We start from the raw sequence: 23,799 nt of genomic DNA on the forward strand, positions 1-23,799 counted from the left end.
CCGCAGGCCCGGGCCGGCGTGGCGGAGCCCCTCACAGGTCCCGGCGCATGCACACCCGGGGCCACCGGTCGAGCCCGTGCGCGGCCTCGCGGTCGCGGATGTCCCGCAGGCCGGGGCCGAGGCCGCTCTCGTCCAGGGTCCGGAAGCCGCACCGGGCGTAGTACGGGGCGTTCCACGGCACGTCGGTGAAGGTCGTGAGGGTGAGGGCGGGGACGTGGGCGGGATCGGTGGCGGGAGCTCCCTCCGCCCGGGCCCGCTCCGCGAGGTGTTCCAGGAGGGATCGTCCGATGCGGCGGTGGGCGCGGTCCGGGTGCACCGACACCTGCTCGACGTGGAGGTTCCCGTCGACGCGGTCGGCGAGGAGGTACCCGACCGGGGTCCCCGTACCGGCGCCCTCGGCCGCGACCCAGGCCAGCCCGGCCCGCCGGTAGCCGAGGAGTTCCTCCAGCGGAAGAGGTTCGTCGTCGGCGACCTCCGGCATGCCGATGGTCCGGAAGCATTCCCCGGCGGCCCGCTCGATGTCCTGCAGGAGGGGCAGCTCGTCGATGTGCGCTGCTCTGATAAGCATGTACGGCATTGTCCCGGCCGGGACCCGGTCCGCGAAACGGGTTGGCCACCGCGCCGGCCGATCCGCGGCGGACAACTGACGGACCGACAGCTAGGGTGACAGCCCCGCCGGATGCCCCGGCCGTCCGCCGAACCGAGGGAGTGCCGCCATGGCCCGCCGACTCCGCCCCGTAGGACTGGACTTCATCGACGTCGCCCCCACCCGACTGGTCTTCGCCGGCCGGACCACGGCGGCTCCCGAGGACGTGTACCGGGCGCTGGCCGAGGAGGTCGAGGGCTGGCCGCGCTGGTTCCGGGCCGTCACCCTGGCCCGGCCCACCCACGGGGGCGCCGGGCGCGAGATCAAACTGGTGGGCGGGGTCCGGTTCCAGGAGACGATCATGGCCGCGGACCCGGAACGGCGCTACGCGTACCGGGTCGACGAGACCAACGCCCCCGGCATACGGGCCCTGTTGGAGGAGTGGCGCCTCTCCCCCTCCGGCTCCGGCACCCACGTCCAGTGGACCTTCGCGGCGGACGGCCCGACCGCCGTCCGCTTCGCCCTCACCGCCGCCCGGCCCGGGCTGGGGCACTCGTTCCGCTCGGCGGTCCGCGCGCTGGACCTGCGGCTGACGGCGCGGGGGCGCCGGGCGGATCAGAGGGATCCGAAGGATCAGGCCGAACTGCCCGAACAGCCCGGTCAGCCGGGGCCGACAGGTCAGACAGGTCAGTAAGAGCCGTCCGGCCGGCTGGCAACGGTCAGATCGACCGCGGGATGCGTTTCGGCCAGGTCCCCGTAGCCCCCGGCCGCCCACACCCGTACACGGAACTCCTGGAGGGTCAGGGCAGTCTCTTCGCCCTCGAAGTGGACCCTGGCACAACGCCCGCAGTACCAGGCCTGGTTCCAGAGCCGCTCGGCGGCGGCGAGGCCCGGCCGCGTCCGCTCGCGGTGCACGCGCCCGTCCCGGGAGGCCCGGGTGAAGAGGTAGACGGCGGTCAGGAGCGCGATGGCCGAGATCACCCCGAGGAAGTAGAGACCGGGCTCGGCTCCGGAGTCCGCGGGATCGCCCCACCCCGTGGACGGATACTCGGGCTGCGACTCCCCCGCGCCCCCGTCGAACCAGTGCCCGGCCAGCGAGCCCACCAGGAACGTGACGATCGCGACCATCACCAGCAGCACACCCAGGCACGCCCGCCCCTGGATCCGCGGCGTGGGCGGGGTGGGAGCCAGCGCCCGGGCCAGCCGCGAGACCACTTCCCGGGTGACGGCCTGCCGTTGGACACCCGCGCCGCCGCTCTCCTCGCGGACGTGCCGGTGCCCCTCCAGGAACACCGCCTGGACGGCCCGCAGTTCGTCCGTCCGGCTGCAGGAGGGACACGCGCGGAGCGAGCCCGCTCCCCGGTCCACACCGGCCTCCGGGGGCGGTGACGACGGCGACGGCGACGGGACCTGGTCCCGCGTCCGCCCGTCCCGTTCCGGCCTGTTGTACTCGATGCCCGCCATGGTTCCCCCCGAGGCTGCGCCGTGATCGACGTCCGCACAGCGTAAGCAGTGAGTGCTGCCGCGCCTACGGGGCTGGAGCTACACGCCTGTCACGATTCAGACCGCGGGGTGCCGCACGGCCAGGTCCCCGTAGCCGCCCGCCGACCAGACCCGGGTACGGAACTCCTGCAAGCTCATGGCCCGTTCGCCGGTGAAGTGGACCACCCCGCAGCGGCCGCAGTACCAGGCCTCCGCCCAGAGGCGGTCGGCGGCCACCCGGCCCGGTCCGGTCCGGCGGCGCCAGACCCGTACGGCCCGGCCCGACAGGGCCAGCAGGAGCGGGCCCAGGACGAGCGAGGCCGCCGAGATCCAGCCCAGGTAGGCCGAGGGGTCCTCGACTCCGAGGGGGAGGTCGCCGTCGCCCCCGTAGAACCGTGGGGCCCCGTCGCCCTCGAACCACTTCCCCGCGATCCCGCCCCAGATGAACGCGCCGATCGCCACCAGGACGAACAGCGACCCGAAGCAGCCCATGGTGTCGCCGTCCGGCTCCTCCGGGGCGATCGCGAGGGCCTTGGCGAGCGCCGAGTTCTCCTCGCGGCTGGTGACGTGGTCGCCCTCGCCGCCCTTCGTCTCCACGCTCAGTTTCGCACTGGCCCGCAGGTACGCGGCGGACACGCCGAGCACCTGGTCCTCCCGGCCGCACCGGGGACAGGCCAACTGCCCGCCCCCGCCCGCGCTTCCGGCTCCAGCTCCGGCTCCGGCTCCGGCTCCGGCTCCGGCTCCGGTGTCGCTGCCACTCCCGCTGCCCGTGGTTTCCGCCATCATTCCCCGCCCCGCTCGGCCCCGCCCGCCCCGTGCCCAAAGTGAGCACAGCGTAGCCAGCGGGCCGGGTCCCGGCCAGGGAAAACGATTCAGCTGACGGGCTCGCTCCACACGCCGGTCGCCAGCATGGTGTCGAGCGTGCGCGCGTACGGGGCGATGTCGAGACCCTGCCCCGCCAGCCACGCGTCGGAGTAGTACTTGTCCAGGTAGCGCTCGCCCCCGTCGCACAGGAGGGTCACGACGCTGCCCGTGCGGCCCTCCGCCACCATCTCCGAGATGATCTTCAGCGCGCTCCACACGCCGGTCCCGGTGGAACCGCCCGCCTTGCGGCCGATCGCCTTCTCCAGCGCGCGGCACGCGGCGACGCTCGCGGCGTCCGGGACCCGCATCATCCGGTCGATGGCCCCGGGGACGAAGCTCGGCTCCATCCGGGGCCGGCCGATGCCCTCGATGCGCGAGCCGCAATCGCTGGTCGCGTGCGGGTCGTTGTGGGTCCAGCCGTCGAAGAAACAGGAGTTCTCCGGGTCCGGGACGCAGATGCGGGTGTCGTGCTGCATGTAGTGCACGTAGCGGGCGATCGTCGCGGAGGTGCCGCCGGTGCCGGCCGTGGCCACGATCCAGGCGGGCTCGGGGTAACGCTCCAACCGCAGCTGCTGGTACATCGATTCGGCGATGTTGTTGTTGCCGCGCCAGTCGGTCGCCCGCTCCGCGTACGTGAACTGGTCCATGTAGTGGCCGCCGGTGCGGGCGGCGAGCTCGGCCGACTCCTCGTACATCTTCATCGAGTCGTCGACGAAGTGGCATTCGCCGCCGTGGAACTCGATGAGGCGGCACTTCTCGGGGCTCGTCGTCCGCGGCATGACCGCGATGAACGGGACGCCGATCAGCTTGGCGAAGTAGGCCTCCGAGACGGCGGTGGAACCGGACGAGGCCTCGATGACGGGGCGGCCGGGGCGGATCCAGCCGTTGCAGAGGGCGTAGAGGAACAGCGAGCGGGCGAGGCGGTGCTTGAGGGACCCCGTCGGATGGGTGGACTCGTCCTTGAGGTACAGGTCGATGCCCCAGGCCTCCGGGAGCGGGAAGCGCAGCAGGTGCGTGTCGGCGGAGCGGTTCGCGTCCGCCTGCACCTTGCGGACGGCCTCTTTCAGCCACGCACGGTAGTCCGCGTCGCTGCGGTCGACGTCGATGGTCGTGGCGGTCGTACCGGTGGTGCTCATGCGCCGTGCTCCTTCGTACTTCCCGATGTCCCGAGTGCTCGGCGGGCCCGGCGCCTCTTCGCCTTTCGCCGCCCGCTTTCGCAATGTACCCCCCTCACCTGCACAAACAGTCACTTTGGGTATCCATGCGGATCCCTTTCGATCGCGTTCGGTTGCACACAGGCCCACAGTGGGTGACCCTGGGGAGGCGTCACCGAGGGTGCAGCACCCGTAACACTGATGTCGGGGAGTCGCAGCCGTGATCAGTCATTCCCGCAGGCACTGCGTCGTCGAACTGCAGGCCCTGCCCATGCGGATCGGACAGATCCGCCGAATCGTTTCGGCGCAACTGCGCCACTGGCAGCTCGATCCGCTCATAGACCGGGCTGCGCTCGGCGTGACCGAGCTGCTCAGCAACGTCCACCGCCATGCGCAGCCGGACAAGACCTGCACGGTCGAGATCGAGCTCCGCCTCGGCCGGCTGACCGTCTCCGTCTACGACAGCGACCCCCGCCTCCCGATGCTCCGGGATTCCGGGGCCGCCGAGGCTGCGGAGGCCGCCCGCCCCGCGGGCATCTCCCCGCTCGACGCCCTGGAGACCTCCGGACGCGGGCTCGCGCTCGTGGAGGCGCTCAGCGAGGCGTGGGGAGCCCGGCAGCAGGACGACTGCGCGGGCAAGGTGGTGTGGTTCTCCCTGCGCGCCGCCCCCGGCCCCGCCGCACCGGAACGCCACCCGGTGCTCCTGGCCGAGAAGCCGGTGCTCCTGCGCGAGAAGAAGGCCGTACGGGACCCCGCGCCGGCCCCGCCCGTCGCCGCACCCCCCGAGCCGGTCTCCGCCGGCCTGTCGGTGAGCGCCTCGGCCGGAGTCCGGCCCGGGTAGCCTCCGGCCCGACACAGCCGCCCGGAGGGGCCGCCGACTGCCGTGACGCGGCCGGCCCTTCCGACGGCCACGGCGCCGGGCCGCCTCCTTCGGATCCTGCCGGTCAGGCCCGCGCGGGACGGCCCGGTCGTCAGGCCGCCGCGCCCAGGGTCCCGAGGGGGTCGTCCAGCACCGGCTGCCACGCCAGCTCGGCGGCGCCGACCAGGCTGTTGTGGTCGAGCGTGCACGGCAGGATCGGCACGCCGCCGCTGCGCCCCCACAGGCTGCGGTCCGCGACCACCGCGCGCAGCCGCTCGGGGTCGGCGTACAGCAGCTCGCGGTGGAGTCCGCCGAGGATGATCCGGTCCGGATTCAGGATGTTGACCAGGCCCGCGAGGCCCAGGCCGAGCCGGTCGATGAGCTCCTCGGTGGCCGCCCGTACCCCGGGGTCCGCGGCCTCCTCGCGCAGCAGGTCGCGGGCCTGCTGGAGCAGGGACACCTCGGGGCCCGGGGTGCGCCCGGCTGCGGTGAGGAAGGCCAGCGGGTCGGCCTCGACGTCGAGGCAGCCGCGGCTGCCGCAGTGGCAGGGGCGCCCCTCCGGGTTCACGGTGAGGTGGCCGACCTCCAGGGCCAGGCCCGAACTCCCGCTGTGCAGACGGCCGTCCAGGACCAGCGCCCCGCCGACCCCGCGGTGCCCGGTGGCCACGCACAGCAGGTGCTGCGCGCTGCGGCCGGCGCCGTGGCGGTGCTCGGCGAGCGCGGCGAGGTTGACGTCGTTGCCGGTCAGCGCCGGGCCGTCGATGCCGGCCTCCTTCACGCAGTCGGCGAAGATGGCCCGGACGGGGGAACCGGCCGGCCAGGCCAGGTGCAGCGGGTTCAGCGCCGTACCCTCCGGCTCCGCGACCGCCGAGGGCACCGCGAGGCCGGCGCCGATGCAGCGGCGGCCCGTCTGCGCGAGCAGCGCGGCCCCGGCTTCGACGACCGCTCCGAGCACCTGCGCGGGGTCGGCCGACACCGGGACCCGTCCGGGGGCCGTGGCCACGATCCGGCCGCCGAGGCCCACCAGGGCGGCCCGGAACCCGTCCGAGTGCACCTGCGCGGCCAGGGCCACCGGGCCGTTCTCGTCCACGGAGAGCCGGTGCGAGGGGCGGCCCTGGGTTCCGCCGGCCCCGCCGGGGCGGGAGTCCACGCGGATCAGGCCGAGCGCCTCCAGCTCGGCGGCGACGGCGCCGGCGGTGGCGCGGGTGACACCGAGCTCGGCCGTCAGGACGGCGCGGGTCGGGGCCCGGCCGGTGTGGACGAGCTCCAGCGCCGGGCCGAGCGCACCACGGCCCCGCTCCAGCTTGGTCCGCGCGGAGCCGGCCGCGGTCGCGGCTGCGGTCGCCGCGGACGCTGCCGTCGCAGCCGCAGACGTCGCGGAGGCCTCGGGCGCCGTCTGCACGACAGAGGCTCCGGCCGCCCTGTCGGACCCCTCGGCCGCGCCGGTCCCGTCGGTCCCGCCCGTCCCGTCGGTCCCAGCGGTCCCGTCCGTCCCAGCGGACACCGTGGTCACATCCCCCACCCGCCGCGGGGCCCCGTTGCCGTTCATGACAGCGATCCTCGCATGATCGGAGGGCCGGGGGCGCCGCCCGCTAGCCGAGCCCGCCGACCCGCAGCGTGATGTTCAGCCGCCCGGTGAGCCCGAGGCCCGGCGGAGCGGTGCCGGGCAGGACTTTCGGCACCCCGTGAAAGGCCCGTCGGACCGGCCCGCCGAAGACGAACAGATCCCCGCTGCGCAGCTCAAGGTCCCGATACGGACGCCCGCGCGAGGCGGTGTTGCCGAAGCGGAAGAGGCAGGAATCACCCAGGCTCAGCGAGACCACGGGGGCTTCGGAGCGCTCCTCGGCGTCCCGGTGCATGCCCATGCGGGAGTCGCCGTCGTAGAAGTTCACCAGGGCGATGTCGTACGCGACGTCCGGCCCCGGAGCCTGCCCGTACGCGGCGGCCACGGCGTCCCGCCCCAGCCGCGCGAGCCGGCCGGGCATCGCCTTGACCGGCGCGCCGTCCCCGTCGACGGCCGTGGGCGCGTATCCGTACGGGTACCAGTGCAGCCCCAGACAGACCTGCCGGGCGGTCATCGTCCCCCCGCCCGGCGTGCGCACCGTCCGCAGCCCCGCGGGCGGCCGGGCCCACCCCCGGCAGGCTTCCACCAACTCCCGCTGCAGCCCGGGCCCCAGCCAGTCGGGCACGTGCACGGCGCCGGGCACGATCTCGGTCCGCTCGCGAGGGAAGAGCTCGCCACCCGGGTGCTCCACGACCTCCACCGCCTCCTCCACGACCTGCTCCGTGCCGACTCCGCGCCGGCTCCGTGACCTCCATCATCCTTCTGCGAGAACGGCTGCCCTTCGGCGGGACGACCTCGGCGGCCCGTGAAGAGCCAGAGTCCACGCACCCGACGCCGGGGGCCGTGCGAGACTCCCGGCATGGAGATCATCAGCTATGTCAAGACCGTGGCCCGCGAGGGCGAACAGCTCGCCGCCACCGCCGAACGGGCCGGTACGGACGCCCTGGTGCCCACCTGTCCGCAGTGGCGGGTGGCCGATCTGCTGCGCCACACCGGCTCCGTGCACCGCTGGGCCACCGGGTACGTGGCCCAGGGCCTGACCGAGCGGGTGCCGTTCCCGGAGGCGCCGGAGCTGGTGGGCGCTGAACTGCTGGCCTGGTTCCGCGAGGGGCACGCCACGCTGGTGCGGACGCTGACCGGGACCTCGGCCGACGCGCAGTGCTGGACCTTCCTGCCCACCGCGCCGCCTTCGCCGCTGGCCTTCTGGGCGCGGCGCCAGGCGCACGAGACCACGGTGCACCGGATGGACGCCGAAGCCGCGCTGGGCGCGCCCTTCGGGGCGGTGGACCCCGGCTTCGCGGAGGACGGGGTGGACGAGCTGCTGACCGGGTTCCACGCGCGGCCGCAGAGCCGGGTGCGGACGGCGGAGCCGCGGGTGATGCGGGTACGGGCCTCCGACACGGGCGCGGTGTGGACCGTACGCCTGTCCCAGGAGCCGGCGCGCACGGTGCGCGGGGACGCGGGCGGCGAGGAGGCCGACTGCACGCTCGAGGGCGAGGCCTCCTGGCTCTACTCGGCGCTGTGGAACCGGCAGCCGCTCGCCGGACCGGGCGTGACGGGCGACGCCGACCTGGCCCGGCTCTGGGTGGAAGCGGCCGGAATCTGACCCCTCGGCCCGCGAACCGCCGGCCGGCGCACAGAGCCCCCTTGTGGCGGTACGGCCCGCGCGGAGAGACTGCACGCATGGAACAACGGAGTCAGGCCGACCGGGACGCGGTCACCATCGAGATCGTGTACGCCTTCGTCAGCGGCGGTTTCGCGGCCGCACTCGTCTTCGCGGTGCTGTACGGCCCCACCCTGGCCTTCGACCTCTCCCGCACCGCCGACCGAACCCTGGCGGTGGTCGGCGCCGCACTGGCCGCGGCGGTGTTCCTCCTCCGGATCACCCACGTCCTGTGGCGCTTCACCCGCCGCCCGGAGACCGACGGCCGCCAGGAACCCGGGCGCTCCTAGACTGCGTTGCATGGACTCCTCGGCCGTACGGCCCGACACGGCGACGGCAACGGCAACGGAGGCGGCGTCGGCGGAGCCCGGCGTCCCCGCCGGCGAAGGGCGGGTCTCCACGGCCCGGGTATCGCTCCTGGTGCTGTACACGCCGCGGTTGGAGGAGTGCCGCCGGTTCTACGCGGCCCTGGGCCTGGCCTTCACCGCGGAACGCCACGGCCGTGGACCCGAGCACTACGCCGCCGTCCTCCCGGACGGCATGGTCCTCGAGCTCTACCCGGCCCGCGACGACCGTCTCACCGGCGTCCTGCGGCTGGGCCTGGCCGTTGACGCGGAGGTCACGCGTCCGCCGCTGGCCCCGGGGCGCCACCGGTTCACCGATCCCGACGGCCGTACCGTCGAGATCACCGCCGCCGGGCGGACGGGGTGCAGGTCAGCCCAGGGTTGAGGCGTACCAGGTCTGGGTGCGGTACTTCCAACTGGGCTGGGCGTCCCAGGGGTTCGGCATCTTCGCGCTGGTGGCGTAGGCGTAGCCCGCACCGCGTTCGAAGGCCGTGCGGAGCGTCGCGCGCATCGCCGAGGCGTCGGGGACGTCGTGTACGAGGTGCCAGAACGCGGTGCCGCTCGGGTCGAGTTCGGCGCCGGAGCGGTATCCGGTGAGCGCGTTGAAGACGTTGCCGCCGAGCCAGCCGGGGCCCGTGTAGGCCGCGTACGTGTCCTCGAAGGTGACGAAGACGTCGGCGGTGCGGCGGCCGGGCTCCAGGAAGCAGTCGGCGATGGCCGTACCGGGGTTGTTGACGACCAGCTCGGGCGTGCCGGGGGCGATGTCCTCCACGGTGTCCTGCACGTAGGTGCGGAGTTCCGCGTAGTGGTCGCGGGTGGCGTTGCCCGGACCGCAGTCGCGACTGACGACGTCGAAGAAGATGCCGTCCACGTGGAGGCTGCCGTCGGAAGTCTTCAGGTAGTTGTCCACGGAGGCCTTGACCTCGGCGATGCTGCGGTTGCCGTGGTCGGTGTGGACGTAGCCGAGCACCTTGGTCTGCTCGCCGGTGGCGGTGGTGCCGGTGCGCAGGACGTCCGCGCGGGCCTGCCAGGGGGCGTCGAACGGGGAGTCGCCGTTGCCCGGGTTGAGGACCACCACCGAGGCGGCCGGGCTGGTGGCGGTGAGGTCGACGAGCATCGGGTCGTTGGCCCAGACATAGGCGGGGACGGCTATCTCCAGGCCCCGCACCCCGGCGGCCCGGGGCGTCGGTCTCACCTCGGGGGTCGGGGCAGGGGCGAGGGCCGGGGTACGGTCCCCGGCCTGGGCCCGGACCGGCTCCGAGCTCGCCGACGCGGTGACGGCCGGCGCCGGCGCGGCCAGTAAGAGGGTGGCCAGGACGGCGTAAACGGCCTTCGCGGCGCGGGTCATGACTGCTCCTCGGGGCGGCGGCGGGGCGGCGCCGGGGCGATGGCCGGGCGCCGGGGACGACAGCCGGGACGGGAGCCCGACCCCAGGAACACTAGACGGGCCGCCGGGCGCACCAGGGCCGATTCCGCTGCTTCGGGTAGGAGGAACTGACAAGCGAACTTTCCCCGTCCCGGCCGGTTGGGCCGCGCAGCGGCCCTCCGGACGGCCCCCGGACGGCCCCCGGACGGCCCCCGGGCGGCCTCCTGACGACCCCCGCAGGGCCCGGCTCCGCTCGCTATACGGCGGGCAGTCCGACCCCGTGGGCCAGCTGTCCGGCGGCGTGCGCGAAGAAGGCGGCACGGTCCTCGACGACCCGGTCGAACTGGCCGAACAGTTCGAAGGAGATCAGCCCGACGAGCTGCGCCCAGGCGGCGACGAGGGCCGCGGCGGCCTCGGGGGGCAGGCCTTCGGCGAAGTCCGCGGCCATGCGGGCCGCTTCGGGGCGCAGCTCGGCGGGGAGCGGCGGGAGGGAGATGCCACGGCCCTCATAGGCGGCACGGACGATGCCGATGAGGGTGTTGCCCACGCGGGAGGCGGGCCCGACGGTGTCGAGGGGGGCGGTGTAGCCGGGGACGGGCGAACCGTAGATGAGGGCGTACTCGTGCGGGTGCTCCAGCGCCCAGTCGCGGACGGCCCCGCAGACCGCGGCCCAGCGGGTGCGGGGGGTGTCGGCGGCGGCGAGCGAGCGGGCGTCGGCGGCCTCGGCGGCGGCGCCGACGCTGTTGTAGGCGTCGACGATGAGGGCGGTGAGGAGTTCGTCGCGGCTGGGGAAGTAGCGGTAGAGGGCGGAGGAGACCATGCCCAGCTCGCGGGCGACGGCACGCAGCGAGAGCTTGGCGGCGCCCTCCGCCGCGAGCGCGCGGCGCGCCTCGTCCTTGATGGCGGCGGTGACTTCGATGCGGGCTCGTTCCCTCGCCCCTCGCACGGTGCTCATGGGGGTCAGTGTGCCACGCGGGCAGAGCACTGCCCACCAACGAGATCACCGATCCATTGAGAGAGCACTGCTCTTGTTTTGGAGCACCGATCCGTGCACACTGTTCTCAAGCGAGAGCAGTGCTCTCCCAACTCCTCGGAGGCCAGCATGAACGCGCCCAAGCCGTACTACGTCAAGGCCGGCCAGCTCGACATCCTCTTCAACGCCCTCGTCGGCAAGCTGGCCCGCCTCGGCATGAGCCTGGCGGGAACCGCCGAGCTGTCGGTGCGCGGCCGTACCTCCGGGAAGATGCAGCGGATCCCGGTGAACCCGTACCACCAGGACGGCACCCGGTACCTGGTCTCCGCCCGTGGCCACTCCCAGTGGGTCCGCAACATGCGCGCCGCGGGCGGCGGCGAGCTCCGTCTGGGCCGCACCGTGCACACCTTCACCGTCACCGAGCTCACCGACCCCGCCGAGCAGGCCGTCGTCCTGCGCGGGTACCTGAAGAAGTGGGGCTGGGAGGTCAACCGTTTCTTCAACGGGGTCACCGCGAAGTCCTCCGAGTCCGAGCTCCGCGCCGCCGCCCCCGACCACCCGGTCTTCCGCATCACGGTGTCCTCCTGACCCGCCCGCCCCGGCGACTCCGGCGGCCTCGGGAAACCTCCGCCCTCCCGGCCCCACCCGGATCCGACACCGGCGACCCTGGCGGCCCAGGCGGCCCGCTGCCCTCCCGGCACCGTCCGGAGCCGACACCGGCGGCCCTGGCGGCCTCCCGTTTCCCACCCGGATCCGACACCGACGACTCCGGCGGCCCGGCGGGCCCGCTGCCCTCCCGGTTTCCACCGCACCCCGGTCCGACACCAGCAGCCCGCCGTCAGCACCATCCGGGGCCGGGCCGGACGACCCGCCACGCTCCCCGCCCCGCCCGGAGCAGAGCCCGAACCCGCCCCCTGCCCCAGCCCCTGCCCCTGCCCCTGCCCCGAGAACGCGGCGGCGGCCTCGCCGGCACCCCCGGCAAGACCGCCACACTCCACGTCTCGGCGCTCAGCGCTCCCCAGCGGGAGCGGCGACTTCGGCCCGGGTCAACGCCCCCGGGAACGCCCCTGGGCTCCGCCCTTGTCTCCGCCCTGGGCTCCGCCCTTGTCTCCGTCCCGCTCACCCGATCCGGACCCGGACCCGGACCCGGACCCGGCGTCGGACCCCGCGTCGGCCCCAGCCCCGCCCCCGGCCCCGCCCCCCGCCGCGCCCCGGCTCCGCGCCTGCCGCGCGTCGAGCACGTGCAGCGCCTTGCGCGCCAGCGGGTACGTACGCACCATCTCGGCCAGCGTCAGCGAGCCCCGGGCGATCCGGGCGAAGGCCAGCCAGGCCGGCCGGAAGCCGGTGATCGCCGCGTGCAGCAGGCCCGGCTTGGCCTCGAAGAGTTCCAGCATCCGCTTGCCAACGCCCATCTCCACGCCCAGCCCGGCCTTGACGGCGAAGGCGTAGTTGAGGGCCTGGCGCCGCGCGTCCACCGCGTCCTGGGCCTCGGAGATCTTCACGGCCCACTCCCCGGCGAGCCGCCCCGAGCGCAGCGCGAAGGAGATGCCCTCCCGGGTCCACGGCTCCAGAAGTCCGGCCGCGTCACCCGCAACGAGGACCCGCCCGCGCGAAAGCGGCGATCCGGGCTTGCGGCAGCGGGTCAAGTGTCCGGAGGAGAGCGCCGGTTCGAAGCCCGACAGGCCCAGCCGGGCGATGAAGTCGTCCAGGTACCGCTTGGTCGCGGCGCCTTCGCCCTTGGCCGAGATGACCCCGACCGTGAGGGTGTCACCCTTGGGGAAGACCCAGCCGTAACTGCCGGGCAGCGGTCCCCAGTCGATGAGGACCCGGCCCTTCCAGTCCGCGGCTACCGTCTCCGGGACCGGGATCTCCGCTTCCAGGCCGAGGTCGACCTGGTCCATCTCGACGCCGACGTGGGCGCCGATCCGGCTCGCGCTGCCGTCCGCGCCGACCACGGCCCGGGCCAGCACGGTCTCGCCGTCGGCGAGGACCACGGCGACGGTCCGCCGGTCGGGCACGGACGCCCCGTGCTGTTCCACCCGCGCGACGGCCGTACCCGTACGGACCGTGGCGCCCGCCTTCTCCGCCTCGGCGACCAGCGCCGCGTCGAACTCGGGCCGGTTGATCAGCCCGAACAACATCTGCTTGGAACGCCGGGTCCGGGCGAACTTCCCGTCCAGCGAGAAGGTGACCGCGTGGACGCGGTCCTTGAAGGGCAGCACGAAACCCGGCGGGAGCGCATCGCGCGAGGGCCCGATGATGCCTCCGCCGCAGGTCTTGTACCGGGGCAGTTCCGCCTTCTCCAACAGCAGAACGCGCCGTCCCGCGGTGGCCGCCGCGTGCGCGGCCGAGGATCCGGCCGGCCCGGCCCCGACCACGACCACGTCCCACACCTCGCCGGTCTCCCCGACACCGGTCCCCCCGGCGCCGGTTTCCCCGGCCGTCTGCGCGTCGGCCCCCTGAGCGGCCTGTCCTGCCTGCGCGTCGCGTACGTCGCCGCTGTCGCTCTCGTCGCTGCTCACGATGTGCTGCTGCTCCTGATCATGCGGTTCATGCCCTTGCTCCGATGCCGGGGAAATCCTACGGCGCGAGATCGACTGCCCCGTTGTGCGAGGATCGGAAGAGTCTTTTTGCCGTAGCCCGCATACGCACACCACGCGCATGCGGGAGGCGTATACGCAACCCGTACACGTACACCAACGTCGCACCCAAGAGGAGCGTGCCCATGCCGTCTCATCCGATCGCCGAGACCGTCGCCTCGCTGATGCCCCGCGCCAAGCAGGAGCTGTCCGAGCTGGTGGCTTTCCAGTCGGTGGCGGACTGGGCACAGTTCCCGCAGAGCGAGAGCCACGCCGCCGCGAACTGGGTGGCCGACGCGCTGCGCGCCGAGGGCTTCCAGGACGTCGCGCTGCTCGACACCCCCGACGGCACCCAGTCGGTGTACGGGTTCCTGCCCGGCCCGGCGGACGCGCCGACCGTCCTGCTGTACGCGCACTACGACGTGCAGCCCCCGCTGGACGACGCGGCCTGGATCTCCCCCGCCTTCGAGCTGACCGAGCGGAACGGCCGCTGGTACGGCCGGGGCACCGCCGACTGCAAGGGCGGCTTCATCCTGCACCTGCTCGCGCTGCGCGCCCTGAAGGCCAACGGCGGTGTGCCGGTGAACGTGAAGGTGATCGTCGAGGGTTCGGAGGAGCAGGGCACCGGCGGTCTCCAGCAGTACGCGACGGCCCACCCCGAACTGCTGGCCGCCGACGCCGTCGTGATCGGCGACGCGGGCAACTTCCGTACGGGCCTGCCCACGGTCACCGCGACCCTGCGCGGCATGTGCCTGCTGAAGGTCAAGATCGACACCCTGGGCGGCAACCTGCACTCCGGCATGTTCGGCGGGGTCGCCCCCGACGCGATGGCCGCCCTGATCCAGCTGCTGGCCTCGCTGCGCGCGCCGGACGGTTCGACCACGGTGGACGGGCTGGCCTCGGACGCGGTGTGGGAGGGGCTCCAGTACCCGGAGGCCGACTTCCGCTCCGACGCGAAGGTGCTCGACGGGGTCGAGCTGATCGGCGGCGGCACGATCGCGGACCGGCTGTGGTCCCGGCCGGCCGTCACCGTGCTGGCCATCGACTCCCCGCCGGTGGTCGGCGCCACCCCCTCGGTGCACGCGAGCGCGGGCGCGCTGGTGAGCCTGCGGGTACCGCCGGGCGTGGACACGGCGGAGGCGATCAAGCTGCTGGAGGCGCACCTGGTGGCGCACACCCCGTGGAAGGCGCATCTGGAGCTCGAAGTCATCGGCCAGGGACAGCCGTTCCAGGCGGACACGGACAGCCCCGCGTACAGCTCGATGGCGCAGGCCATGAAGGTGGCCTACCCGGGCCAGGAGATGCAGATCAGCGGCATGGGCGGCTCCATCCCCCTGTGCAACACGCTGACGGAGCTGTACCCGGACGCGGAGATGCTGCTCATCGGTCTGAGCGAGCCGGAGGCGCAGATCCACGCGGTGAACGAGAGCGTCTCCCCGGAGGAGCTGGAGCGCCTGTCGGTCACGGAGGCGCTGTTCCTCGTCAACTACGCGGAGTCCAAGCGCGCCTGACGGTGTCACAGGCGGCTCTCACGCCGTTCCCCGCCGCTCCGCCAGGAGCGAACCACGCTACCGGCGCAATCTCCGCCGATGGCGTGGTTCGCCCCCGTACGTTCGGGTGATGGATCTCGTAGAAGTCATCCCCGACCGCCTCCACATGCTCCGCTTCCCCATCGGCCAGGCCTACCTCTGGCGCGACGGTGAGGCCCTGACCCTGATCGACGCGGGCCACGCCGGTTCGGCGGACGCGATCGAAGGGGCGATACGTTCCCTCGGGCTGCTGCCGGAGCGGCTGGAGCGGATCGTCGTGACCCACTGCCATGGCGACCACTTCGGCTCGGCGGGCGAGCTCTCCGCTCGCCGGGGCGCCCCCGTACTGGCGCACACGCTGGACGCCCCGGTGATCCGCGGCGACCGGCCGGTGCCGGAGCCGGTGTTGCTGGACTGGGAACTCCCGCTGTGGGAGCACGCCATGACGGTCCCTCAGGCCCCTGCGACCCCGGTGGACCAGGAGTTGACGGACGGGGAGGTGCTCCCCTTCGGCGGCGGGGCGGCCGTCGTCCACGCTCCGGGGCACACGCCGGGCAGCATCGGCATCCATCTCCCCGCGCACGGCGTGCTGTTCACCGGTGACTGCATCGCCGGCGTCGGCCAGGTGATCCTCGGCGTCTTCAACGTGGACCGCGCCCGTGCCGTCGAGTCGATGCTCCGACTGGCCGCCCTGGCCCCCTCGGTGGCCTGCTTCGGCCACGGCGACCCCCTGACCTCGGACACCGCGGCCACCCTCCGCGCGGCGGCGGAAACGGCAGCGGCAGCTCAGCCTTCGCCCACCCCAATGGGCTGATCCGGACAAGACAAAGGGCGGGGGCAAGCCCCCGCCCCCGCCGCCCGGCTACGGGACCGCGCGCCCCGCCTCCAGGTACGCCGCCCGGCCCCGTTCGCGGGCCCGCAGCGCGCACCGGAGCCTCTCGTAGCGCACCTGCGGCAGCAGGTCCGCCGCTTCCTCCTCCGTCACGAACCGCCAGGCCCGCAGCTCCGGCCCGGGCAGCCGCAGCCGCCCGGTCTGCGCCGCCGACAGCCGGCCGCCGTCGAACAGCAGGCGCAGGCCGCCGTAGCCCGCCGGGGGCCCCGGCGGCTCCCAGTCCACGACGAGGAGCTCGGGGAGGCGCTCCAGTACGAGACCGAGTTCCTCCTCGACCTCCCGCACCCCCGCGCACGCCGGGGCCTCGCCCGCCTCGACGATCCCGCCCGGGAACTCCCACCCCGGCTTGTACGTCGGGTCGACCAGGAGCACCCGGTCCGCGTCGTCGAAGAGCAGCACCCCGGCGGCCACCGTCTCGCGCGTCGGCTGCGGGGTCTGCACGATGTCGCAGACCCGGGCCGTGTCGGTGCGTACGGCTTCGGCGATCCGCTCGGCCGTCTCCCGTACGGTCAGGGTCCCGTTGTCGATGACGTGGGCGTCGGCCGCGAGCCAGCCCAGCGCGTGCTGGTAGGCCGGGATGTGGTCGTAGGCCCACTGCCTCACCCGCAGGTCCACGTCCGCCGCCGCCCCGGGCTCTTCCCGGGTCGCGATCCGCTCCCGGAGGATCGTTTCCTCGGGGGCGAGCAGCACGTGGCGCACCGCGATCCTGCGCGCCGCGAGCCCGCCGAAGATCTCGTCGCGGTACTCCTGCCGCAAGAGCGTCATCGGGACCACCAGCACCCCGCCGAGCTCCGCCAGCATCGCCGCCGCCGTATCCACGACGAGCCGGCGCCAACTCGGCAGGTCCTGGTAGTCGGACACCTCCGCGAGGCGTTTGCGCGGCAGCAGCACGCGCAGCGCGTCACCGATGAACTCCGGGTCGAACAAGGTGCTCTCCGGCAGGAGGCCGGTCAGCTCGCGCGCTGTGCTGCTCTTCCCGGCGCCGAAGGTGCCGTTGATCCAGACAATCACGTCTACCCCTCTCCCGATGCCCCCAGTGGCTTGCCCGCACCACCCTGCCACGGAAACCCCGGTGCTCCTGCGAGTGCTTATCCTCAAGGTCAGGGGCCTGTCCGCAACGCCGGGCCCGCACCGCCACAGCGCCCGCCCCTTCCGGAGGTCCGATACCGTGCCCCACACCCGCCGCCCGCCCGAGCCCCGCTACGGCAACAGGCCGACCATGAAGGACGTGGCGGCCCGGGCCGGCGTGGGCCTCAAAACGGTGTCACGCGTGGTCAACGGGGAGCCGGGTGTCACCCCGGACACCGAGAAGCGGGTCCAGGAGGCCATCGACGCGCTCGGGTTCCGGCGGAACGACAGCGCGCGCGTCCTGCGCAAGGGCCGCACCGCCACCGTGGGCCTGGTCCTGGAGGACCTCTCCGACCCCTTCTACGGACCGCTCAACCGGGCCGTGGAAGAGGTGGCCCGCGCCCACGGCGCCCTGCTCATCAACGGCTCCAGCGCCGAGGATCCGGACCGCGAGCGCGAGTTGGCGCTCGCGCTGTGCGCCCGCCGGGTGGACGGCCTCATCGTGATCCCGGCCGGGAACGACCACCGCTATCTGGAGCCGGAGATCAGGGCCGGGGTGGCCACGGTGTTCGTGGACCGCCCGGCGGGGCGGATCGACGCGGACGTCGTCCTGTCCGACAGCTTCGGCGGCGCCCGGGACGGGGTGGCCCACCTGATCGCGGGCGGCCACCGCCGGATCGGCTTCATCGGCGACCACCCGCACATCCACACCGCGACCGAGCGACTGCGCGGCTACCGCGCGGCCATGGCGGACGCCGGCCTGCCGGTCGACGACTCCTGGATCTCCCTCGGCACGACGGCCCCGGAGCGCGTCTCGGCCGCCGCCCGGTCGATGCTGTCCGGCCCGGAGCCGGTGACGGCCCTCTTCGCCGGAAACAACCGCGTGACGGTCACGGCCGTACGCGTCCTCGCGTCCCTGTCCCGCCCGGTGGCCCTGGTCGGCTTCGACGACTTCGAACTCGCCGACCTGCTGAACCCCGGCATCACGGTGATCGCCCAGGACGCCGCGGCCCTGGGCCGCGTGGCCACCGACCGCCTCTTCCAGCGCCTGGCGGGCGCCGACCTCCCCCCGGCACGCATCGAACTCCCCACCCGCCTGATCCCCCGCGGCTCGGGCGAGATCCCGCCCGCCTCCTGACCGGGGCGCGGGGAACGCCGAAGGCCCGGCCGGGGGCAGTCCGGCCGGGCCTCGTTCGGGGCTACTCGCCTCAGGCGGTCGCCGTCAGCGTCGCCGAGCGGCGCGGGATGGCGAAGGCGTCGAGTTCCGCGCGGGTCAGGCCGGTCAGGGCGGTGACCTCGTCGGCGCCGACGGCGCCGCAGTCCAGGCCGCGGACCAGGTAGCCGGCCAGGGCCTTCGCGGTGGCGGGCTCGTCCATGACGTCACCCTCGATCTTGGCGACGTACGCCTTCAAGCGCGCGGCGGCCGTCTCGAGGCCCTCGCGGTAGAAGACGAAGACGGCCGCGTAGCGGGTCGGCAGGTGCGCCGGGTGCATGTCCCAGCCCTGGTAGTAGGCACGGGCCAGGGCGCGGCGGGTGAGGCCGTAGTGCAGCTTCCAGGCCTCGTGGACGTGCTCGGTGGTGCCGATCGGCAGGACGTTGGTCGAGCCGTCGGAGACGCGTACGCCGGTGCCGGCGGCCGCGACCTGCATGATCGCCTTGGCGTGGTCGGCGGCGGGGTGGTCGCTCGACTGGTACGCGGCGGAGACGCCGACGCAGGCGCTGTAGTCGAAGGTGCCGTAGTGCAGGCCGGTGGCGCGGCCCTTGGAGGCCTCGATCATCCGGGCGACCGCGGCGGTGCCGTCGGAGGCCAGGATGGACTGGCTGGTCTCGATCTGGATCTCGAAGCCGATCCGGCCCGGGCGCAGGCCGCGGGCGGTCTCGAAGGCCTCCAGGAGCTGCACGAAGGCCGTGACCTGCTCGGGGTACGTGACCTTGGGCAGCGTCAGGACGAGGCCCTCGGGGAGGCCGCCGTGGGCCAGCAGGCCGGAGAGGAAGATGTCGGTGGTCCGGATGCCGCGGTCGCGGACGTTGGACTCCATGCACTTCATCCGGATGCCCATGTACGGGGCGTTCGTGCCGTTGGAGAAGGCTTCGGCGACGAGGCGGGCGGCGCGGGCCGCGGCCTGGTCCTCCTCCTCGTCCGAGCGGACGCCGAAGCCGTCCTCGAAGTCGACGCGCAGGTCCTCGATGGGCTCGGAGGCGAGCTTGGCGCGGACGCGGTCGTAGACCGGTACGGCCAGCTCGTCGGAGATGCCCAGTACCTTGGCGAAGGTGGCGGCGTCCGGGGCGTGCTCGTCCAGGGCCGCGAGGGCCTGGTCGCCCCAGCTACGGATGGTGTCCGCGGCGAAGACGTCACCGGGCACGTAGACCGTGTGGATGGGCTGACGGGTGCCGGGGTCACCCGGGTAGTGGCGCGCGAGTTCCGCGTCCACCGGCTTGAGGGAAGCGCTGATGCCCTCGCTGACCGCGCCTGCGAGGCTCGTCGCCACCTTCTCCTGCTGACCCATCGTGCACTCTCCTCTTTTCCGCTTCACGGAATCTTAGATCCGCATTACAGAATTTAGTCACGGGGTTCCGCTCCGTCAATGGTCCCTCCGCCGTCCTGGACAAACGACTCGGGGCCGTGCGGTGAGAAACACCACACGGCCCCGGAGACCACTTACCCGCAGGTCAGCCCCTGCGGCAGGGTTTTAGCCCTTGCGCGCCTTGATCTCGTCGGTCAGCTGGGGGACGACCGCGAAGAGGTCGCCGACCACGCCGTAGTCGACGAGGTCGAAGATCGGGGCCTCGGCGTCCTTGTTGATCGCGACGATCGTCTTCGACGTCTGCATGCCGGCGCGGTGCTGGATCGCACCCGAGATGCCGGAGGCGATGTACAGCTGCGGGGAGACCGACTTGCCGGTCTGGCCGACCTGGTTGGAGTGCGGGTACCAGCCGGCGTCGACGGCGGCGCGCGAGGCGCCGACGGCCGCACCGAGGGAGTCCGCGAGCGCCTCGATGATGTGGAAGTTCTCGGCGCCGTTGACGCCGCGGCCGCCGGAGACGACGATCGCGGCCTCGGTCAGCTCGGGGCGGCCGGTCGACTCGCGCGGGGTGCGGGAGGTGACCTTGGTACCGGTGGCCAGGGCGCCGAAGGTGACGGCGAGCGCCTCGACGGTGCCGGCGGCCGGGGCGGCCTCGACCGGGGCCGAGTTCGGCTTCACGGTGATGACCGGGGTGCCCTTGGAGACGCGGGACTTGACGCTGAAGGACGCGGCGAACGCGGCCTGCGTCGCGACCGGACCCTCGTCACCGGCCTCCAGGTCGGTGGCGTCGGTGATGATGCCGGAGCCGATGCGGACCGCCAGGCGGGCGGCGATCTCCTTGCCCTCGGCGGAAGAGGGGACCAGCACGGCGGCCGGGGAGACGGCGTCGTACGCGGCCTGGAGCGCGTCCACCTTCGGTACGACGAGGTAGTCGGAGAACTCCGGGGCGTCGGCGGTGAGGACCTTGACGGCACCGTGCTCGGCGAGCACGGCGGCGGTGGCCTCGGCGCCGTTGCCGAGGGCGACGGCGACGGGCTCGCCGATGCGGCGGGCCAGCGTCAGCAGTTCGAGGGTGGGCTTGCGGACGGCGCCGTCGACGTGGTCGACGTAGACGAGGACTTCAGCCATTGGGGATGCTCCTGCGAATGCGAAGTAGTCAGGGGGCGTTTGAGAAGGGGCCGAAGCTCTTGGATGAACTTCTGGCCGGCCAGACAGTTCCTAAATGAACTTCTGCTCCGCAAGGAAGGCGGCCAGCGACTTGCCGCCCTCGCCCTCGTCCTTGACGATCGTGCCGGCGGTGCGGGCCGGACGCTGGGTCGCGGAGTCGACCGCGGTCCAGGAGCCTTCGAGACCGACCTCGTCGGACTCGATCTCCAGCTCCTCCAGGTCCCAGGACTCCACCGGCTTCTTCTTGGCGGCCATGATGCCCTTGAAGGACGGGTAGCGGGCCTCGCCCGACTGGTCCGTCACCGAGACGAGCGCCGGGAGGGAGGCCTCCAGCTGCTCGCTCGCCGAGTCGCCGTCGCGGCGGCCGGTGACGACGCCGTCCTCGACCTTGACCTCGGAGAGCAGGGTGACCTGCGGGACGCCCAGGCGCTCGGCCAGGATCGCCGGGAGGACACCCATGGTGCCGTCGGTCGAGGCCATGCCGGTGATGACCAGGTCGTAACCGGCCTTCTCGATCGCCTTGGCGAGCACCAGCGAGGTGGCCATGACGTCGCTGCCGTGCAGGTCGTCGTCCTCGACGTGGATGGCCTTGTCGGCACCCATCGACAGCGCCTTGCGCAGCGCGTCCTTCGCGTCCTCGGGGCCCACCGTCAGGACGGTGATCTCCGCGTCGTCGGCCTCGTCGGCGATCTGCAGCGCCTGCTCGACGGCGTACTCGTCGAGCTCCGACAGCAGGCCGTCGACGTCGTCACGGTTGACGGTCAGGTCTTCGGTGAACTGCCGGTCGCCAGTGGCGTCGGGCACGTACTTCACACAGACAACGATCCTCAGGCTCACGCCGGCTCTCCTACCGCATCGACATTTCTGGTACCGCCTTGTTCAGGCAGCATAGGCGCCATCTCGGGCCGTTCCCGCCGGGGCGGCCCGCGCCCCGTTCAGGAATGTTACTCGTCAGTACACAGCGGGTTCCGCCAGGTTGCAAGGTCGGCGAGCTGTGATCTGGCCAACGCCGGCGGACCGGCCCCAGCAGGGACGATTCAGTCCCTCAACGCGTTGAAGCGCCCCTGGTGGTACAGCAGCGGGCGGGCCTCACCGGCCGGATCTCCCACGGGGTCCCCCGCCGGGTCCCCGGCGACCGCCTCCGCGATGATCACCCGGTGCTCGCCGGCCGGAACCCGCGCCACGATCCGGCACACCAGCCAGGCCAGCACGCCGCCCAGGACCGGGACCCCGTGCGGGCCGGGCGCCCAGTCGGTGGCCGGCCCGAAGCGGTCGGCCCCGTTGCGGGCGAACAGGCCCGCCAGCTCACCCTGGTGCTCGCCGAGTATGTGGACCCCGAGGTGCTCGGAGTCCCGTACCCCGGGCCAGCTGGAGGACCCGGTGCCGATGGTGAACGACAGGAGCGGGGGGTCCGCCGAGACGGAGTTGAGGGAGGTCGCGGTGAAACCCACCGGCCGGCCGCCGCTCTCGGCGGTGATCACGGCGACGCCCGCGGCATGCCGGCGGAACACCGAGCGCAACAGCGCGGGCGAGCCGGGCAGGCCTGCGCCGACCCGTGGGGACGGAGCCGTCGGAGCCGTCATCAGGAGGTGCCCCGTCCGTAAAGCAGGAGTTCATACCGCATATCGCAAGCCTGGCGATCTCTCGTGTACACAGTCAAGCCTCAACGGCCAGATGTAGGGCGCGTCACGCTGCGTGCGGACGTGCGTACCGGCTCACCGGACGCCCCGGGCGCCCGCGACCGGGTGATTTCCGCGCCCGCGCCCGTGTCATACGGCGGCGCCCAGGGCGGCGATCACGTCCGCCTTGCGCGGCATTCCGGCGGCCCGCCGCACGATCCGGCCGGCCGCGTCCAGGACCAGTACCGTCGGGGTCTTCTCGATGCCGAGGGCCCGTACGAGGTCCAGGTTCTTCTCGGCGTCGATCTCGACGTGCCGGACGCCCGGGACCATGGCCGCGACCTCCTCCAGGATCCGCCGGGTGGCCCGGCAGGGCTGGCAGAAGGCGCTGGAGAACTGCACGAGCGTGGCCCGCTCCCCCGGCTCGGCACCCAGTTCGGCGATGCCCAGCCGGCCTTCGACCACATCTTCGACCACGCCTTCGCCCGCGCTCTCGTCCCGCTCGCCCGCTCGCACCCGCGCCCCCGTCTCCGCCGCCACCTGCCCGTACGGGCCCGCGCCCATCATCCCGGTACGTTCGTACGCTGATCGGAGCGCCCCGCGGTCGCGCCGCATTCCCGGCGTGACGAGAATCTCCCCGGGCACGGGCGTCTGGGCTGGCCTGCGGCTCCCGTATGGGGCACGATCCCCATGGCCGCGTACCTACGCTGCCGTAACTTCCGGCCGGGAGCACCTCCAGGCAGAAAGCGGGGTCTCCCCACCATGGCTGAGCTCGTCTACCCCCCGGTCATCGGAGCAGCGCACGCCCTCTTCCGTGCCCTCGACGTCCGCATCGACATGAAGGGCACCGAGAACATCCCGCTCAAGGGCGGAGCCGTTCTGGTGTCGAACCACATCGGCTACCTCGACTTCATCTTCGCCGGGCTGACCGCTCGCCCGCAGAAGCGGCTCGTCCGCTTCATGGCGAAGGAGTCGGTGTTCCGGCACAAGGTGTCCGGCCCGCTGATGCGCGCGATGAAGCACATCCCGGTGGACCGCGCCCAGGGTGAGACGGCCTACCAGCACGCGCTCGACTCGCTGCGTTCCGGCGAGATCATCGGCGTGTTCCCGGAAGCGACGATCTCCCAGTCCTTCACGCTCAAGAGCTTCAAGTCCGGTGCGGCGCGCATGGCCCAGGAGGCCGGTGTCCCGCTGATCCCGGTGGCGCTGTGGGGAACGCAGCGGATGTGGACCAAGGGCCGCCCCAAGGACCTCAAGCGCAGCCACATCCCCGTGACGATGCGGGTGGGCGAGCCGCTGGAGGCGCCCGCCGACCAGTACGCGGGCGCCATCACCCGCCGGCTGCGCGGACGCGTGCAGGAGCTGCTGGACGCGGCTCAGGCCGCCTACCCGGCCAAGCCCAAGGGCATCGAGGACTCCTGGTGGCTGCCGGCCCACCTCGGCGGCACCGCGCCGACCCCGGAGCAGGTCAAGGAAGCCGGCTGAGGCCTGCTGGGGCCTCTGAGGCCTGCTGAGGCCTGCCGAGCCTTACGGCAGACCGCGGCCCCGCCCATCGGGCGGGGCCG

24 protein-coding genes and 1 pseudogene are annotated in these 23,799 nt (G+C 73.2%); 10 read left to right on the forward strand and 15 right to left on the reverse strand.

Features of this window, described 5'->3' with window-relative positions; all coding sequences use genetic code 11:
- Nucleotides 1–31 precede the first annotated feature (31 nt).
- A complete protein-coding gene (locus ACODT5_RS21135) occupies nt 32–568 on the reverse strand; it encodes a GNAT family N-acetyltransferase (RefSeq protein ID WP_422520876.1) in 537 nt (178 codons plus the stop codon).
- A 148-nt stretch (nt 569–716) separates the two neighbouring features.
- Here ACODT5_RS21135 and ACODT5_RS21140 point away from each other — a divergent pair.
- Nucleotides 717–1,181, forward strand: a pseudogene (locus ACODT5_RS21140) (SRPBCC family protein); the annotation flags it as partial.
- A gap of 92 nt (nt 1,182–1,273) precedes the next feature.
- On the opposite strand, the gene ACODT5_RS21145 reads toward ACODT5_RS21140, so the two are convergent.
- The 3 genes from ACODT5_RS21145 to cds1 form a co-directional block, all read right to left on the reverse strand.
- Entirely contained in the window at nt 1,274–2,050 is a 777-nt protein-coding gene (locus tag ACODT5_RS21145) for a hypothetical protein (RefSeq protein ID WP_422520877.1), read from the reverse strand.
- A gap of 96 nt (nt 2,051–2,146) precedes the next feature.
- A complete protein-coding gene (locus ACODT5_RS21150) occupies nt 2,147–2,704 on the reverse strand; it encodes a hypothetical protein (RefSeq protein WP_422520878.1) in 558 nt (185 codons plus the stop codon).
- Nucleotides 2,705–2,940: 236 nt separating this feature from the next.
- Nucleotides 2,941–4,068: an L-cysteine desulfhydrase Cds1 gene (gene cds1 / locus ACODT5_RS21155; protein ID WP_422520879.1), complete on the reverse strand. Its 1,128-nt coding sequence runs from the start codon at nt 4,066–4,068 to the stop codon at nt 2,941–2,943.
- 238 nt (nt 4,069–4,306) lie between these two features.
- Here cds1 and ACODT5_RS21160 point away from each other — a divergent pair, with 238 nt between their 5' ends.
- The gene (locus ACODT5_RS21160; RefSeq protein ID WP_422520880.1) at nt 4,307–4,927 is read left to right on the forward strand and encodes an ATP-binding protein; all 621 of its coding nucleotides are present in this window, start codon (nt 4,307–4,309) and stop codon (nt 4,925–4,927) included.
- Nucleotides 4,928–5,057: 130 nt separating this feature from the next.
- Here the strand turns inward: ACODT5_RS21160 and ACODT5_RS21165 are convergent, their stop codons facing one another.
- Entirely contained in the window at nt 5,058–6,494 is a 1,437-nt protein-coding gene (locus tag ACODT5_RS21165) for an ROK family protein (protein WP_422520881.1), read from the reverse strand.
- Nucleotides 6,495–6,537: 43 nt separating this feature from the next.
- On the reverse strand, nt 6,538–7,221 hold the full coding sequence (locus tag ACODT5_RS21170) for an alpha-ketoglutarate-dependent dioxygenase AlkB family protein (protein WP_422520882.1): 684 nt from the start codon (nt 7,219–7,221) through the stop codon (nt 6,538–6,540).
- A gap of 147 nt (nt 7,222–7,368) precedes the next feature.
- On the opposite strand from ACODT5_RS21170, the gene ACODT5_RS21175 reads away from it, so the two are divergent.
- The 3 genes from ACODT5_RS21175 to ACODT5_RS21185 all read left to right on the forward strand — a co-directional run bounded on the left by ACODT5_RS21175 (nt 7,369) and on the right by ACODT5_RS21185 (nt 8,901).
- A complete protein-coding gene (locus ACODT5_RS21175) occupies nt 7,369–8,115 on the forward strand; it encodes a maleylpyruvate isomerase family mycothiol-dependent enzyme (protein ID WP_422520883.1) in 747 nt (248 codons plus the stop codon).
- 77 nt (nt 8,116–8,192) lie between these two features.
- A complete protein-coding gene (locus tag ACODT5_RS21180) occupies nt 8,193–8,462 on the forward strand; it encodes a DUF6332 family protein (protein WP_422520884.1) in 270 nt (89 codons plus the stop codon).
- Between the two features lie 10 nt (nt 8,463–8,472).
- A complete protein-coding gene (locus ACODT5_RS21185) occupies nt 8,473–8,901 on the forward strand; it encodes a VOC family protein (RefSeq protein ID WP_422520885.1) in 429 nt (142 codons plus the stop codon).
- Here the strand turns inward: ACODT5_RS21185 and ACODT5_RS21190 are convergent.
- Complete coding sequence (locus ACODT5_RS21190) at nt 8,887–9,864, reverse strand: spherulation-specific family 4 protein (protein ID WP_422520886.1); 978 nt, start codon at nt 9,862–9,864, stop codon at nt 8,887–8,889. The genes ACODT5_RS21185 and ACODT5_RS21190 overlap by 15 nt on opposite strands.
- Before the next feature lie 274 nt (nt 9,865–10,138).
- Nucleotides 10,139–10,837, reverse strand: coding sequence for a TetR/AcrR family transcriptional regulator (locus tag ACODT5_RS21195; protein WP_422520887.1), 699 nt, complete (start codon nt 10,835–10,837; stop codon nt 10,139–10,141).
- Nucleotides 10,838–10,984: 147 nt separating this feature from the next.
- Between ACODT5_RS21195 and ACODT5_RS21200 the strand changes: the two genes are divergently transcribed.
- Complete coding sequence (locus ACODT5_RS21200) at nt 10,985–11,443, forward strand: nitroreductase/quinone reductase family protein (protein WP_422520888.1); 459 nt, start codon at nt 10,985–10,987, stop codon at nt 11,441–11,443.
- A gap of 458 nt (nt 11,444–11,901) precedes the next feature.
- Here ACODT5_RS21200 and ACODT5_RS21205 read toward each other — a convergent pair whose 3' ends face one another.
- On the reverse strand, nt 11,902–13,377 hold the full coding sequence (locus tag ACODT5_RS21205) for a geranylgeranyl reductase family protein (RefSeq protein WP_422520889.1): 1,476 nt from the start codon (nt 13,375–13,377) through the stop codon (nt 11,902–11,904).
- A 203-nt stretch (nt 13,378–13,580) separates the two neighbouring features.
- On the opposite strand from ACODT5_RS21205, the gene ACODT5_RS21210 reads away from it, so the two are divergent.
- Nucleotides 13,581–14,945: a dipeptidase gene (locus ACODT5_RS21210; RefSeq protein ID WP_422520890.1), complete on the forward strand. Its 1,365-nt coding sequence runs from the start codon at nt 13,581–13,583 to the stop codon at nt 14,943–14,945.
- Nucleotides 14,946–15,054: 109 nt separating this feature from the next.
- Nucleotides 15,055–15,777 carry an MBL fold metallo-hydrolase gene (locus ACODT5_RS21215; RefSeq protein WP_422520891.1) on the forward strand — a complete coding sequence of 241 codons (723 nt, stop codon included), beginning with the start codon at nt 15,055–15,057 and terminating at the stop codon, nt 15,775–15,777.
- Nucleotides 15,778–15,825: 48 nt separating this feature from the next.
- Here the strand turns inward: ACODT5_RS21215 and ACODT5_RS21220 are convergent, their stop codons facing one another.
- Nucleotides 15,826–16,866, reverse strand: a complete 1,041-nt coding sequence (locus tag ACODT5_RS21220) for an NUDIX hydrolase (protein WP_422520892.1) — start codon at nt 16,864–16,866, stop codon at nt 15,826–15,828.
- 208 nt (nt 16,867–17,074) lie between these two features.
- On the opposite strand from ACODT5_RS21220, the gene ACODT5_RS21225 reads away from it, so the two are divergent.
- Nucleotides 17,075–18,061: a LacI family DNA-binding transcriptional regulator gene (locus tag ACODT5_RS21225; protein WP_422524984.1), complete on the forward strand. Its 987-nt coding sequence runs from the start codon at nt 17,075–17,077 to the stop codon at nt 18,059–18,061.
- A gap of 70 nt (nt 18,062–18,131) precedes the next feature.
- Here the strand turns inward: ACODT5_RS21225 and ACODT5_RS21230 are convergent, their stop codons facing one another.
- The 5 genes from ACODT5_RS21230 to ACODT5_RS21250 form a co-directional block, all read right to left on the reverse strand.
- Nucleotides 18,132–19,430, reverse strand: a complete 1,299-nt coding sequence (locus ACODT5_RS21230) for a DUF6986 family protein (RefSeq protein WP_422520893.1) — start codon at nt 19,428–19,430, stop codon at nt 18,132–18,134.
- 183 nt (nt 19,431–19,613) lie between these two features.
- A complete protein-coding gene (locus tag ACODT5_RS21235; protein WP_422520894.1) occupies nt 19,614–20,576 on the reverse strand; it encodes an electron transfer flavoprotein subunit alpha/FixB family protein in 963 nt (320 codons plus the stop codon).
- A gap of 90 nt (nt 20,577–20,666) precedes the next feature.
- The gene (locus ACODT5_RS21240) at nt 20,667–21,452 is read right to left on the reverse strand and encodes an electron transfer flavoprotein subunit beta/FixA family protein (protein WP_243342015.1); all 786 of its coding nucleotides are present in this window, start codon (nt 21,450–21,452) and stop codon (nt 20,667–20,669) included.
- Between the two features lie 200 nt (nt 21,453–21,652).
- Nucleotides 21,653–22,198, reverse strand: a complete 546-nt coding sequence (locus ACODT5_RS21245; protein WP_422520895.1) for a flavin reductase family protein — start codon at nt 22,196–22,198, stop codon at nt 21,653–21,655.
- A 186-nt stretch (nt 22,199–22,384) separates the two neighbouring features.
- Complete coding sequence (locus ACODT5_RS21250; RefSeq protein WP_422520896.1) at nt 22,385–22,801, reverse strand: thioredoxin family protein; 417 nt, start codon at nt 22,799–22,801, stop codon at nt 22,385–22,387.
- Nucleotides 22,802–22,996: 195 nt separating this feature from the next.
- Between ACODT5_RS21250 and ACODT5_RS21255 the strand changes: the two genes are divergently transcribed.
- Nucleotides 22,997–23,719, forward strand: a complete 723-nt coding sequence (locus ACODT5_RS21255) for a lysophospholipid acyltransferase family protein (RefSeq protein ID WP_422520897.1) — start codon at nt 22,997–22,999, stop codon at nt 23,717–23,719.
- The last annotated feature ends 80 nt before the right edge of the window (nt 23,720–23,799 follow it).

It is taken from the genome of Streptomyces tatrensis (assembly GCF_049310065.1).
Lineage (GTDB): Bacteria > Actinomycetota > Actinomycetes > Streptomycetales > Streptomycetaceae > Streptomyces.

Coding starts and splice junctions, on each gene's coding strand:
- ACODT5_RS21135 (WP_422520876.1), bottom strand. CDS start 568: ATGCTTATCAGAGCAGCGCACATCGACGAGCTGCCCCTCCTGCAGGAC.
- ACODT5_RS21145 (WP_422520877.1), bottom strand. CDS start 2,050: ATGGCGGGCATCGAGTACAACAGGCCGGAACGGGACGGGCGGACGCGG.
- cds1 (WP_422520879.1), bottom strand. CDS start 4,068: ATGAGCACCACCGGTACGACCGCCACGACCATCGACGTCGACCGCAGC.
- ACODT5_RS21165 (WP_422520881.1), bottom strand. CDS start 6,494: ATGAACGGCAACGGGGCCCCGCGGCGGGTGGGGGATGTGACCACGGTG.
- ACODT5_RS21175 (WP_422520883.1), top strand. CDS start 7,369: ATGGAGATCATCAGCTATGTCAAGACCGTGGCCCGCGAGGGCGAACAG.
- ACODT5_RS21180 (WP_422520884.1), top strand. CDS start 8,193: ATGGAACAACGGAGTCAGGCCGACCGGGACGCGGTCACCATCGAGATC.
- ACODT5_RS21185 (WP_422520885.1), top strand. CDS start 8,473: ATGGACTCCTCGGCCGTACGGCCCGACACGGCGACGGCAACGGCAACG.
- ACODT5_RS21190 (WP_422520886.1), bottom strand. CDS start 9,864: ATGACCCGCGCCGCGAAGGCCGTTTACGCCGTCCTGGCCACCCTCTTA.
- ACODT5_RS21195 (WP_422520887.1), bottom strand. CDS start 10,837: ATGAGCACCGTGCGAGGGGCGAGGGAACGAGCCCGCATCGAAGTCACC.
- ACODT5_RS21200 (WP_422520888.1), top strand. CDS start 10,985: ATGAACGCGCCCAAGCCGTACTACGTCAAGGCCGGCCAGCTCGACATC.
- ACODT5_RS21210 (WP_422520890.1), top strand. CDS start 13,581: ATGCCGTCTCATCCGATCGCCGAGACCGTCGCCTCGCTGATGCCCCGC.
- ACODT5_RS21215 (WP_422520891.1), top strand. CDS start 15,055: ATGGATCTCGTAGAAGTCATCCCCGACCGCCTCCACATGCTCCGCTTC.
- ACODT5_RS21225 (WP_422524984.1), top strand. CDS start 17,075: ATGAAGGACGTGGCGGCCCGGGCCGGCGTGGGCCTCAAAACGGTGTCA.
- ACODT5_RS21230 (WP_422520893.1), bottom strand. CDS start 19,430: ATGGGTCAGCAGGAGAAGGTGGCGACGAGCCTCGCAGGCGCGGTCAGC.
- ACODT5_RS21235 (WP_422520894.1), bottom strand. CDS start 20,576: ATGGCTGAAGTCCTCGTCTACGTCGACCACGTCGACGGCGCCGTCCGC.
- ACODT5_RS21245 (WP_422520895.1), bottom strand. CDS start 22,198: ATGACGGCTCCGACGGCTCCGTCCCCACGGGTCGGCGCAGGCCTGCCC.
- ACODT5_RS21250 (WP_422520896.1), bottom strand. CDS start 22,801: ATGATGGGCGCGGGCCCGTACGGGCAGGTGGCGGCGGAGACGGGGGCG.
- ACODT5_RS21255 (WP_422520897.1), top strand. CDS start 22,997: ATGGCTGAGCTCGTCTACCCCCCGGTCATCGGAGCAGCGCACGCCCTC.